The sequence below is a fragment of the Neobacillus massiliamazoniensis genome, assembly GCF_001048695.1.
GTDB classification, from domain to species: Bacteria; Bacillota; Bacilli; order Bacillales; family Cytobacillaceae; genus Neobacillus; species Neobacillus massiliamazoniensis.
The window spans coordinates 53,570-65,987 of sequence record NZ_CVRB01000005.1 but is presented as its reverse complement, the minus strand read 5'-3'; the positions used below and the strand labels follow the sequence as shown (position 1 = coordinate 65,987).

General features: G+C 33.5%; 11 protein-coding genes, 2 pseudogenes and 1 other annotated feature. Of the genes and pseudogenes, 8 read left to right on the top strand and 5 right to left on the bottom strand.

Translation table 11 applies throughout. From position 1 onward, the window contains the following. Positions 1-121 precede the first annotated feature (121 nt). Positions 122-697, bottom strand: coding sequence for a dihydrofolate reductase family protein (locus tag BN1082_RS22580; protein ID WP_090638683.1), 576 nt, complete (start codon positions 695-697; stop codon positions 122-124). Between the two features lie 116 nt (positions 698-813). After that, positions 814-992: pseudogene (locus tag BN1082_RS27110) on the bottom strand (IS1595 family transposase); the annotation flags it as partial. 289 nt (positions 993-1,281) lie between these two features. Between BN1082_RS27110 and BN1082_RS22575 the strand changes: the two are divergent. Together BN1082_RS22575 and BN1082_RS28325 are read left to right on the top strand one after the other, a co-directional pair. Further along, complete coding sequence (locus BN1082_RS22575) at positions 1,282-2,028, top strand: alpha/beta fold hydrolase (RefSeq protein WP_090638680.1); 747 nt, start codon at positions 1,282-1,284, stop codon at positions 2,026-2,028. Positions 2,029-2,059: 31 nt separating this feature from the next. Then, entirely contained in the window at positions 2,060-2,233 is a 174-nt protein-coding gene (locus tag BN1082_RS28325; protein ID WP_342666677.1) for a TetR family transcriptional regulator, read from the top strand. Between the two features lie 173 nt (positions 2,234-2,406). Here BN1082_RS28325 and BN1082_RS22565 read toward each other — a convergent pair whose 3' ends face one another. Then, a complete protein-coding gene (locus BN1082_RS22565; RefSeq protein WP_090638678.1) occupies positions 2,407-3,168 on the bottom strand; it encodes a SagB/ThcOx family dehydrogenase in 762 nt (253 codons plus the stop codon). Positions 3,169-3,539: 371 nt separating this feature from the next. Next, positions 3,540-3,791, top strand: a binding site (T-box leader). Between the two features lie 73 nt (positions 3,792-3,864). On the opposite strand from BN1082_RS22565, the gene BN1082_RS22560 reads away from it, so the two are divergent. After that, on the top strand, positions 3,865-5,259 hold the full coding sequence (locus BN1082_RS22560; protein WP_090638675.1) for an amino acid permease: 1,395 nt from the start codon (positions 3,865-3,867) through the stop codon (positions 5,257-5,259). A gap of 1,346 nt (positions 5,260-6,605) precedes the next feature. Here BN1082_RS22560 and BN1082_RS22550 read toward each other — a convergent pair. Then, complete coding sequence (locus BN1082_RS22550) at positions 6,606-6,857, bottom strand: hypothetical protein (RefSeq protein WP_090638670.1); 252 nt, start codon at positions 6,855-6,857, stop codon at positions 6,606-6,608. A 677-nt stretch (positions 6,858-7,534) separates the two neighbouring features. Between BN1082_RS22550 and BN1082_RS22545 the strand changes: the two genes are divergently transcribed. The 3 genes from BN1082_RS22545 (at position 7,535) to BN1082_RS22535 (ending at position 9,444) form a co-directional block, all read left to right on the top strand. Next, the gene (locus BN1082_RS22545; RefSeq protein ID WP_090638669.1) at positions 7,535-8,107 is read left to right on the top strand and encodes a suppressor of fused domain protein; all 573 of its coding nucleotides are present in this window, start codon (positions 7,535-7,537) and stop codon (positions 8,105-8,107) included. A gap of 97 nt (positions 8,108-8,204) precedes the next feature. Then, on the top strand, positions 8,205-8,828 hold the full coding sequence (locus tag BN1082_RS22540; protein ID WP_090638666.1) for a hypothetical protein: 624 nt from the start codon (positions 8,205-8,207) through the stop codon (positions 8,826-8,828). Between the two features lie 184 nt (positions 8,829-9,012). Further along, entirely contained in the window at positions 9,013-9,444 is a 432-nt protein-coding gene (locus BN1082_RS22535) for a barstar family protein (protein ID WP_176699901.1), read from the top strand. Positions 9,445-9,744: 300 nt separating this feature from the next. Here the strand turns inward: BN1082_RS22535 and BN1082_RS22530 are convergent, their stop codons facing one another. Beyond that, on the bottom strand, positions 9,745-10,437 hold the full coding sequence (locus tag BN1082_RS22530; RefSeq protein WP_090638660.1) for a DUF421 domain-containing protein: 693 nt from the start codon (positions 10,435-10,437) through the stop codon (positions 9,745-9,747). Positions 10,438-11,054: 617 nt separating this feature from the next. Between BN1082_RS22530 and BN1082_RS22525 the strand changes: the two are divergent. Both BN1082_RS22525 and BN1082_RS22520 read left to right on the top strand, forming a co-directional pair. Beyond that, a pseudogene (locus BN1082_RS22525) lies at positions 11,055-11,657 on the top strand (DUF4272 domain-containing protein); the annotation flags it as partial. 98 nt (positions 11,658-11,755) lie between these two features. Then, positions 11,756-12,265 carry a hypothetical protein gene (locus tag BN1082_RS22520; protein WP_245640515.1) on the top strand — a complete coding sequence of 170 codons (510 nt, stop codon included), beginning with the start codon at positions 11,756-11,758 and terminating at the stop codon, positions 12,263-12,265. Positions 12,266-12,418: the final 153 nt, after the last annotated feature.

Here is a 12,418-nt window from a genome sequence, read left to right as displayed (position 1 = left end):
TATTATTAAATTGGCTCTGTTATCGTTAAATGTTGATTTTCGAGCAAAAGAAAAACCGCCTCGTGGTAAGGCGGGGATTGAACCCCCTCGTTCCCGTAAGTAACAAAGGGGATTATCGTGGTCATTCTTTTATCACTGTCTTGTAGGCAAGTCCAACGACCCCTGAATTAAACGTGTTGGCTTTTTCAAGTTTAAGATGTATCCTGTCCGCAACGTCTTTAAATAACGGTATTCCACCGCCTAATACAATAGGATTGACATTAATCCTATATTCATCAATTAAGCCGAGTTTCATAAGACTGTGTGCAAAACTGGCACTGCCGATGATGATCATATCCTTACCTGATTGTTGTTTGAGTGTAGAGATTTCCTCCGCAATATTTTCTTTGACCAACCTTGAATTCTTCCATTCAACCCGATCTAGACTTTTTGAAAATGCGATTTTGGTTGCATTCTCCAACCAGTGTGCATGCTCGACATGGTAATTCGAGTCTAATAGGTTTTCAGGGAGATTTGACCAGAAGCCTGCCATCATTTGATAAGTCACGCGTCCATATAAAACAGTGTCAACGTTATTATGTACTTCCTTGGCATAATTCTGCAATTCTTCATCGTAAATGATCCAATCCATTTCTCCTTTTGGTCCTGCTACAAATCCGTCAAGCGATGCGTGCATGAATAAAATTACTTTTCTCATATTAATCTCCTTAGGTTCATTTTGGATTTTTACCAATTATAGAAAATTATAGATTATGCCGTTTCTTATCGATTGCAATTTTTAAATTATTAAAAAACTATATCTAAGTTGTTAAATTATCCTCCGTTAGGAACAAAAAGATGTTCGGCGAAGATTGGTGTTTGTCTCATTAACAGTAAACAAGCAAAAGGCGACCAGCATATTTCTCTTATTCGGCGTTGTGTTCTCATATTCCTTCAAGTCTTAGTAACGGAACCAAATAATGTTGTAAATACATAGTTGCTACACCATTAAAGCCCGTGAAGCAGTCTATAGGTTTTTAATTAGTGAGCAAACATATACCTATTCAACAATCGGGCCATTTAATGGAGTAAGCTATTTGAATTAAAGAAGTTAGATTGTTGAACAAAGGGGAATTTATCTAAAAATTCAGCGTGTTTTTACTTTCTTGTGGTAAAATATGTAATGTTATTAATAATAAGGGGAGTGGTTAGGTGAAAACTAAATTTGAATTAATATTTTTTTGTTAATCTTATCAGGGTGTTCATAAAAAATATTTAATTGTAATGTGTGGAGGGATTTCGATGGATTTGTATTACGAAGTTAATGGTAATGGTCATCCTGTGGTTCTCCTCACTGGTGGTGCTGATGTACGGAACTGGACATTTGTCGCTAATCTTTTAGCGAAACACTATAAGGTCGTTGCTTTTGACTTACGTGGGACCGGGAAATCACCGTCCTCTTTAGAAGATGTCAACCATGTTGAAGATTTGCTGTCGCTGCTTGATCATCTAGAAATTAATCAGGCGACACTCATCGGTCACTCAATGGGTGGCCAAATTGCCACTGAATTCGCTCTGAATTATCCTGAAAGGATTTTAAAACTTGTATTGCTTGCGCCTGGTTTATCTGGGTTTAGCTATTCAAAGGAATTTGAAGAGAATATGAAGAAGATTCATGAAGCTGCCCCCGATATCGATAGGATGATTGAGCTTTTACTCAGTGATCCATCGTATCGTGTTGTAACGGTGAGTCCACACCGGAATTTGATGGTTCAAATGCTCCGTCACCATATGAAGCGAATGTTTGAATGGCCGGCTGTTAAATTAATTTGGCCACAACCACCGGCCATCGAAAGATTAGGAGAATTGACGGCTAAAACATTATTGATAATCGGTAAGGAGGATTCACCCGATAACCTTCGCGTTGCCAATTACTTTCGTAAGCACTCAGACGCTAGAATCATAGAAATTGCAGGTGCTGACCATATGGTCAATCTCACCCATCCCGAGACGCTATATCGTCAAATTACTGGTTTTATGAAGGAATGAAAAGTTTACTATGTCAAGGACTCCGGAATAGATTGAACGCCTTCGTCTGGCAGCCAAAGAAAACATTCGAAACGCTGCGATTAAATTTTCTATGAAACAGGGCTATCATGCTACGTTCATTAGTGAAGTAGCTAATGAAGCAGACTTAATGAAAGGTTCACTATATAAAGGTAAAGAAGAGCTCCTATCTACAAGCTTTAATTAATTCTAAGGAACTTATTAATTAAAAACACAAGAGCGTATTAAATATTTATCCGAAAAAAGTCCCTGTATGTAAAAAGAGCTCAAAATGATACAGTAATTATAACAAAGTACAATTAGAAAAAATCCATTCAATAAGGCTGAATGGATTTTTTTCTTAATTCAATATGCTTTGTATTATTTTCGTTTTTTCCCAACCGCACCAAGGTAGAGGATGAATTCTTCATCACCATTTAATCCCAAAACCTCATCAATCAACTTTTGATCATAGATTCCGATAGCACAAGCACCTGCTCCAATAGATTCACTTACTAAATAAAGGTTTTGGCATACATGTCCAACATCTATGAGAATTTTTTTATGGGCAGAAATATCATACTTCCATTCGGAGCGATATGGAATTGTACTCCATGCAAACACCACGGCAGCCCTTTTAGTGAAATTAGGGACAAAAGGCTGATCTAAAGTAATAGCATCAATCTTTTGATCGATTTCATCTAACTCAAACATAAATAGGAGCTTATGTTCCACTGGGAGGTATCTGTAAATTCCTTTTCGTATTCCATCCACTCGCATTATGAATAAATATGTTTCAAATGTATGTGTTGCACCACTGCACGGTACAGTTCGAAGAGTAAGTCCAGTCTTAGTGGTGCTTGTAATCCCTTGGGTAGCCCATAATAAATATGATAACTCCTCAAGACTTAAACTTTCCTCAGAATAAAACCTCGTACTTCTTCTTCCCTTAATGCATTCGTAAATATTTTCTTCCTTGATAACGTTCTCGTTAACCTTTGGAAGATCAATAATTATTGATGACGAGTCATAGGGCTTATCAATTGGTGGTTTTGGAAGCCCTTTTATCTTATCTGTTTTAATATGTTTAAATTCAAGAAAGTGAGACTTTAAAAAATTTCTTTGTTGTTCATACCTTGTCATAACAGTTACTCCTACTCCTATGATGTCTTAATTCTTTAAGTATATCTTGTCTTGTATTTTTTGCTGTGATTTACGTCATAATTGAGTGCTAACGGTGGGTATACAAAAGGAAGAGAATATATAATTAGTAACTTTTTATTTATCATAAAATATAAGATTGCGAGTGTTTTTGATTTAACTTAATTTCAAAACAACACTCTTTCTTTTGTATAGGGCCATATTCTTGAATAACATATTTAAAGAGAATCGTATTAAACTGAGGGAGTTGAAGAAGAACATTTTATATTGACAAATTTAAATTAATCGATAAAATAAAAAATAATTAATATTTGCATTACGAAGATTTGTTTAAAACATTTCGGGGTATAAGAACAAAGGCTATGATAAGAAATAGTAGCAATCATGCAAACAGACAGAAAGTTACCGGTTGATGAGAGGTGCATGTTGAACGATTGTGAATTCATCTTGGAGCTGTGTACTGAATAGGATTCCTTAGTAGGCTACACCGGATTAGCATCCGTAATCATGTGCTAAAGTATCGTCAGATGACTGTACTTACGAAGGTAAGCAATATGAGTTGCTTATGAATTAAAGGTGGTAACACGAGTTGAATCGTCCTTTTGGTTAATCCAAAAGGGCGTTTTTTTTATTTTTTGTTTCTTATAGAACTTGCAATAATTTAAGGAGGAATAATGATTGAGTAAAGTTAATCAAAATAAGAGACTTCAACGGGGTTTAGACAATAGGCATATCCAGTTAATTGCACTTGGAGGTGCAATTGGAGTTGGATTGTTCTATGGCTCCAGTGCAACCATTCAAATGGCTGGTCCATCCATTTTGATCTCATATTTAGTCGGAGGATTGGTTATTTTTACTATTATGAGAGCGCTTGGGGAAATGGCTGTGGATGAACCGGTTTCAGGTTCATTTAGTACATATGCACATCGATATTTGGGGACGTTTGCAGGGTATTTAACTGGCTGGACCTATTGGTTTATGTGGGTTGTCGTTGGGATGGCAGAAATAACGGTGGTTGGTGTTTATGTGAATTACTGGTTTCCTGAAATTCCACATTGGCTGACAGCATTGGCTGTACTTATCGTAATTACAATGATAAACCTTGCTAATGTAAAAGCATATGGAGAGTTTGAATTCTGGTTTGCACTGATTAAAGTTGTAGCCATTATCGGAATGATTCTCCTCGGATTAGGAATCATCTTCTTGGGAATTGGTAACGGAGGACATCCAATCGGTTTTGACAATCTTTGGACGCATGGAGGATTCATGCCAAATGGAATCAACGGTATGATCATGTCATTGGTCCTCGTGATGTTTTCATTTGGCGGGGTAGAATTAGTTGGAATTACGGCAGGGGAAGCAAAAAATCCTCAACAATCCATTCCGTTAGCTATCAACAATGTCATCTGGAGGATATTAATTTTTTATATTGGTGCATTAGGAGTCATGATGATTTTATATCCTTGGAATGAGGTAGGCACGAATGGTAGCCCGTTTGTATTGATTTTTGCCAAAGTTGGAATCCCTGGTGCTGCTCAAATCATTAACTTCGTTGTCATAACTGCAGCATTATCTGCTTTTAATAGTGGGTTATTCGCTTCGGGAAGAATGCTATACAATTTATCACTGCAAAATAACGGTCCGAAATATTTCGGAAAGCTTAGCAAGAATGGTAGTCCGAGACGTGGAATCCTGTTCTCTTCATTGTTTTTATTAGTCGCAGTAGTTTTGAATTATATTGTTCCTGAAAAAGTGTTTCTGTATATTTCTTCTGTTGCCACGGTTTCGGTTATTACAAGCTGGACGATTATCCTGATTACACAATTAAAGTTCAGACAATCAAAAACAAAAAAGGAAATAGAAAAACTAGCATTTAAAATGCCGTTATATCCAGTTTCAACCTATTTAGCATTAACATTTTTAGCGTTTGTCATTGTCTTAATGGGATTTATTAAGGACATGCGAATAGCATTAGTTGTAGCACCTATATGGTTTTTGATTCTATATATAGGATATAAAATCAAAAAAAAGGATTTTACAGAGAGTACCATTGAGGAGGAGATTGTTGGATAAATATCTTTTCTAGAATTCAAAACTAAATAATACCCGTTTGTGAACATATATACTTATACAAACGGGATTGTTAGTTCAACAAGAATGAAATGATTTTAGGGCTAAGACCATATTTTTGTTAATCCATTAAAGGGCGCAATTCTGCAGCAAGAATTGTGCTCTTTCTTTAGGTTAAGGGCCATATTGTTGAACAGCACCTAGATATCTAGGTTAAAGTTTAGAAGTGATTGTGAAACTTTTTACTTAAAGTAACAGGGCAGGATAGTTTAATAAAGATAGTTAGTAATTTGACAATAATATTAATTTTAAAAAGCCAAAAATACAATATAACGGGAATTAAGAATATAAAAAGGATTGCATTTATTAAAGCTATCTTAAATAAAGGAGGTGTAATTAATGCGAATTTTAGAATTTTTTTTTGAAAAAGGGGAACCAACCAAGAGGGATATGACTTTTTATAATCTATTAATTTCTTATCTAATTTCTGTTGTCCTTTCAGTTTTAACTTTATCGTGTCTTCGTGCCAACGGTATTAATATTCGTAGCAAAAGTATTCTTGGATGGGTTATTTCTATAGTGATATATATCTTGTGTTTCTATGCGATAAAAAGGTATAAAGGAAAAAAATATAATAACATTGTGAAATATAACACTTAAGCTTACGAGGGCGTTGATCCAAGAAGGATTAACGCTTATTTTAAGAATTAACGCTTATTTTTGTGGAACTTGAGAGTGTTATTGCTATTTTAGCAGCTATTAATGTATAGGGGGGTAAGTCCAAAAACGGCAAGGTAGATAGAAAAAAGGTTAAGAGAGGTTTGGAAACGATTCGAGGGTTGAGGTGAATACCAATAGTTCAGCAATCGGGCCAGATCGTTGAGGAACGTTTTCAATAAAATTGGAATTTCTGTTGAAATAAACTATAGAACGAGATTGTGAAATTTCTCACTTAAACTAAAGGGGCAGTTTAGTGTAATAAGAAATGGACTTTTTTTAAGTTCAGTCCTATATAAAAAACCTCAGAGGATTCTGAGGTAATTACATCATATTGGGTATAAATACATTTGTGAAGAAAAAATAACCGAGTGCACCGATTATTACGCCAATTAGTATTAAAAAAATAGAAAATACATTCATTTTCATATAATCCTCCTTTTTTCTAAATATTAGCAAAATTGTTAAAAATGGTAAACGTGTGTATTTTTTCTTATTAAACTATCGGAGTGCTTTAACTAAAAATTTGGGCATAAAAAAGGTGTTACCTTATCTGGTAGCACCTATTTTTATTATTTAAAGTCAGTTTTATTAATAGAAGTACATTTTTTGAAATTATAAAATTATAAGGCTTAGGCAATCTGAGAACAACCCCCTGTACCAACTTGTCCCGATTGTAATAAATCATTTAAGACTTTCTGATTAATCACTTCATTAAAATCAGAAGGATGGTCTAAGGAAATTCCTCTCCGATTAGCAACAGAAATAATTATGCCTAATTCATAATACATATTTTTTGAAAGAATATCTTTTTCAATATTTTTAATAATGTCATTATAAAAATGAATTAAAAAATCAACAGGTAACTTTTCATAGAAATCCATTATCTATTCACCTCAAACTTCAACGATTGTAAGCCTTTTCAAAAATTATACCATTATTTGTTTTATTTATGATGTTAAAATTGTGTGAAAAATCTAAAACATTATTGGTATTGTAAAATACGGAGTGTTTGAAGAGGATTATAAAACTGCAACTAGTATAAATTGGTTTTGTTAAAAACTACATTAACCAGTCATTTACTAACACTACCAAGTGCAACACTAGAACAAGGAAAATGCTCTTTCTTATTAAAGTAACGTGGCAGGTTAGTTGAAGAAAAAGGGAAATTTACAATGGAGGCAGAATAGAATACATAAGGAAAATCATAAAGTTAGGAGGTAGGTAGCCTATGGTTCTATTTTTTTATTGTTTGTAATACCGATGTTAGGAGTCCTATGGTTTCTAAACCTTGCTTTTTTGTTAAAGAAAATAAAAGGTGAAAAGGATACTCGAAATCAAGTATTACTCGGTGCTGTCCTTACTTTCTTTTTTATTTTTACATTTATGTGTGTCTTTGCTGGGGTACATTAAAAAATATTCCTTATTCAGCTAACAGGGGCGTTTATCCAAGAAAAATAACGCTTCTTTTTGTTGAACTTATTGTACTAACGTGGCAGTTTATTTAGTTAAATAAGCACTAATGATATATTTAATGTAAAAAAGAATTGGGGAAGTTTTAATGACTGTATCAGAAGAAAATAAGGTTATTGCTAGGACAGCACTTAATGCATTTGAAGGAAAGCCCAAAGTTTTTAAATATTGGGATGATAACAATATAAGTTCAGTCGATATTCTTTCTTGTGAAGATAGAAATTTTGAAGGTATTTTATCATATGCTACCCTTGGTCTATCTGATTTCTCAATTGGATACGAGGGTAACAGGATACCATTACGAGCTGAATTGGTGGGTGCAAGTGATTTTGAATGTTTTCCAAATATTTTATCAACCTGTGCATTCAATATTATCAATTCTAAATTTGAATGTTCATTAGGAACTATCTTTAAGGGCGTAATTGAAATGTATCTCCCAGATAGACATATGAAGCATATTTTATTCCTTTCTCCTTTTCTTTGGGAAGATACGTTGAAAACAATTAAATTTGAGAAGAAGCAAGTGGCTTGGTTAATGGCTATTCCAATTTCAGAAGAAGAAAAAAATTATGCGGATAAAAACGGATTACAGGCTTTAGAAGAACTATTTGATGAAAATCAAATCAATATTTTTGATTTGGAACGGACTTCAGTCATATAAATTTCTTATTGAGCTAACGGGTGCATTTGTTCAATTAAGCTATACATTTATAGAACACAACAAAAGGTAAAGTGTAATTAGAGATAGGGTGATTAAATTGGAATTAAGTAAGTTACAGTCAGAGTTCTATTGTATGGAATTATATCGAGTAATTTTTAACTATAGAGAATATGAGGTAATTAAATTTGAAAGTCCTGACTTTATAATTTGGAAGAAAAATGTTGAAAAGGTTGGAATTGAAGCTACAACTCCTTCTAATGAAGATCAAAACCTGTTAAAGAATATCGCTAATAATGGTAGTAGAGAAAAATTAGGAGATAAATATAGCTATGAGAAGTATAAAAGAGATGGGAAAATTTATAGTGATGGTGTATTGATTCAATCGTCATCTAGTAGGGACATTCACGATATTATTCTTAAAGGTATTGAAAAGAAGTTTATTAAACTTAATAAAAACTATACGTTATTTAATAAAAATATTCTTTGCTGTACTCCTATAAGTGTATTTTTAAACAATGAAGATGATCATAATTATTTTATTGAAGGACTAAATAAGATTAAGAGTAAATACAAGATTATATTTGATGAAGTAATTGTAATAATGTACGACAGAGTAGTTAGATATTCGTTAAATGAAGAAAGAAATTATATTTTTGAAAATGATATGGATTTATCAAAGGAATTAATCAGAGAGGTAATTGACTTAATATCGAAGGATTAAAAATTTCACTCTGTTTAATGTATCTATCATTCATTATCTTGTGTAAATAGGGCATTCTCTAAAGAACGGGCTGTCAATACTGGCAGCTTTTTTATTGCACTAAAGTTTCAGATTACTTTAAGAAGGAATGAGTTTTTTTGCTATAATTGTTAATAAATCGTACCAGTAAATAGGAGTGTATATTTTGAATTTAAATTTCCCCCTAATAAGAACAGTAAATAGATTATCTGTAAATAAGCTAATCGAGATTTTAAATGTGGAAAAATTCTACATTATAAGACTTAATGGTAGTAACATTTTAGACGAAATAACTTTCTTTAAAGGGATTGTAAGCCAAAAAATACCACTTGACCCACCGTTGAGTGGTAATGTTAACTACGATTCATTTACCGATTCCTTATGGGGAGGTATAGAAGGGTTACACTCGGAAAAAGTTGCAATAATATGGTCGAATTTTAACAAGATGCTTGATAAAGGCTTAAATGACTTTTTAAAAATTTCTGAGTGTATATGTAACATAGCTGAAGAACTTATTCCTGAGAACGGAGCTGAATATGACGTGGACTTGAAAATATTTCTTCTTGGTGAAGGAGATAATTTCCCTATTTTATACTAAATATTTTCCGAGTTACATTAATGGTAAGGTACAAAAACATTGTAAAGGATTGTACTTAAGTTAACGGGGGCTTTAGTTCAACAAAAATAAAATGATTTTAGGTCTAAAACCATATTTTTGTTATTCCATTAAAGGGCGCAATTCTGAAGTATGAATTGCGCTCTTTTTTGGTCTTTAATCAGTTAAAGTGCAGTTTGAATAATAAATTATAATGGAGTTTTAGGTTTTTTTAGGATAACAGATATAAGAATTTCAAATCCAGTTATCTTACTGAATTTTTTAATGGCAAAAGTAAATGAATTAATTATTTGATTGATCTCGAAACAAATCAATATACAAATTTCCTTTTGTTCCTACGACAGCATACGCAATGTCAAAAACAGCAAGGTTTCTTTTTTTAAGCTCAGCCATTAACCATTCTTCATCATAGGAGTGTTTGGCTAAGTTTTCATATAAGATATTCCCTTCATAGATCAGCTCTACCGGTACAGTTTCAGCAAGAGGTAGAAAATTTAAATCCTGCTTGGTGGTATTTTGGTATTGGGGTTTTTTTAATACAGAGAGTGAGCCATCTATCTCTAAAATAGCGAATTCCACATCTTCGATGTTAAAGACATCTTTGCCACGCAAAGCCTGTTTAAGGGAATCCAATGAATACCTCGCTTGCTCCATTGACTCTTCGAGAATTTGTCCATTTTGAATTAAGGCAGCCGGTTCTCCAGCGATCCATTTCCGGAAGCGCGGATTTCGAACTGCAACCAGATTCAGCATAAAAACGACGAACCCCATCAAAAAAATTGCAATGATAAAATACAGGGACTTTATTTTAATATTGAATGCCAGATTTCCTGCGATTGTCCCCATCGTAATGGAAGCGATATAAAGGTGATAGGTCTTCTGTGCAATGGTCTGTTTACCGAGCAGCTGGACAAATACCCATAATAGAATAAAAGCGGTAAATGTTCGAAAGATGACTTCAACAAATACTGGCATTGCTGTTTCTCCCTTATAATATTCTGATAGTCCTTTTGGGATAGTATGTTCTTACAGCAACCCTTTATTCTGCAATTAAAAAAGCGAAAAGACGAGAAACGTCTTCGAATTAGGATATTGATTTGACACAAATTGATACTTTCTTCAAAGGGTGCGTTTCTACTATAAGTGGAGACGTATTTTCCTTATTGAACGTGGCATTTTACTTTAAGAAGGATTAACGCTTATTTTAAGAATTAACGCTCATTTTGTTCTATTATAGCAGCTATTAATGTATTGGGGGTTAGTCCGAGCTAAGTCCCAAAACGGCATAATAGATAGAAAAAAGGTAAAAAGGGGTTTGGAAACGAATCGAGGGTTGAGGGGCTATCTGGGAAAATACCAATTGTTCGGCAATCGGGCCAGATTGTTGAACAACACCAAGGTATCTAGGTTAGAGTTTAGGAGAGATTGTGAAACTATATACTTAAAGTAACGTAGCAGGTTACTTGAAGAAGGATTAACGCACTTTTTGTAGAACTATTGACCTAACGAAAAAAGTTTAAATTGAAAAAACTTCGGAAATAGGGTGAAGTTTATGGAATTAAATTTCTTTGAATTAAAGGAACAAATCAGAAGAAAAAATCAAAAAATATGGGGCGAAAATTAACCCAAACTTACCTATAATTGATTATCAAGGTGTACGGAATAGCGATGAAATTATTAAAAGAGTAACCATTATGGCTGGAATGGTTTATATTGCACATCAAGCCCCTCCATCTATAATTAAAGGATGGATAGAAGAACAGGATTTATTTCAATATATCACAGAGTTTGAAAAGGGTATTTTAGAGAAAAGTGAGATAGATGTTACGCCAACAGAGATAATGAGGTTAAAATGGTATGTTGAAAGCCTGTGGGCTTTAGTTTGGGTCTTAGGTATAAACAATAACTTTCGCATAGATGAACCCGTAGGCGATAACTTAATCCAAATGATTCCAGATGTTAAAAAAAAGCAAGATTTTTCTACATTAGAAGCTCAAACACTTACGAGAAATTATAAGGAAATATATGAACAAGTCGATTTATATTATAGGCTTCATTGGTATTTAGTCGATGCACGATTAAATGGGAAAAAACATAATAAGCTTGACGAAGGCACGATTATGGAAAGAAGAAAAGCACTCGAATGGGTCGTTACTCCTGGTGAAGAATGGGAAAAAATAGATTTGAGTACATAACCATGTTTGTTTCACTAACTGGGAGTTGAACGGACAGTTCCTTAGAGGGAAAATATGGTATATATATAATGAAAATGTGATAGCAGAGGGGGGAGATTGTGTTATTAGGAAAAGCAAAATTCAGTCAATTATTCAGTTTGGTATTATTAATTCTTTTACTTTCTGGATGCAACAGTAATGAGAAATCAGTTATAAATCATTACTATTTATCATTAATGGGAGAAAGTCAAACTTGGAAATTAACTGGATATGAAGTTATGATAACACCAGAAAACTTTAAAGCAGGTAATGGAACTTTGAAAATGAAAAATGCAAATGAATACATCACAGATTCTTTTCAATTTGAAACCCACGCAGTTATTAACGGTAAAGATATAGTGGTACATTCTGGTTCGGCAAATGGTGCAGGAATTGATATTGCAAAAAAAACAACGGGAGCAATCGAAGGTGGAGTATATTTGAACAAAAATGGAGACCCTATCACACTAAATGAAGTTAGCGATATTTATATGATTGTTGAATGGTGGGATATAGGTAAGAGTGCCAATGTGAAAGAAAGAATAGATTTATATAGCACGGATAGCAAAGAAAAAACCTTCTTGAACTAACCGATAGTGTATGAATAAAGGGAAAAACCATTAATTAGAGCTTTTCCTTTATTTCTACACTATTATCAACATTAAAATTTAACAGAGCCAAGGTAAAAAAAAGATTGTGGGGGTTTTCACTTAAACTAACGGGGTGCGATACTTTAAGAACAA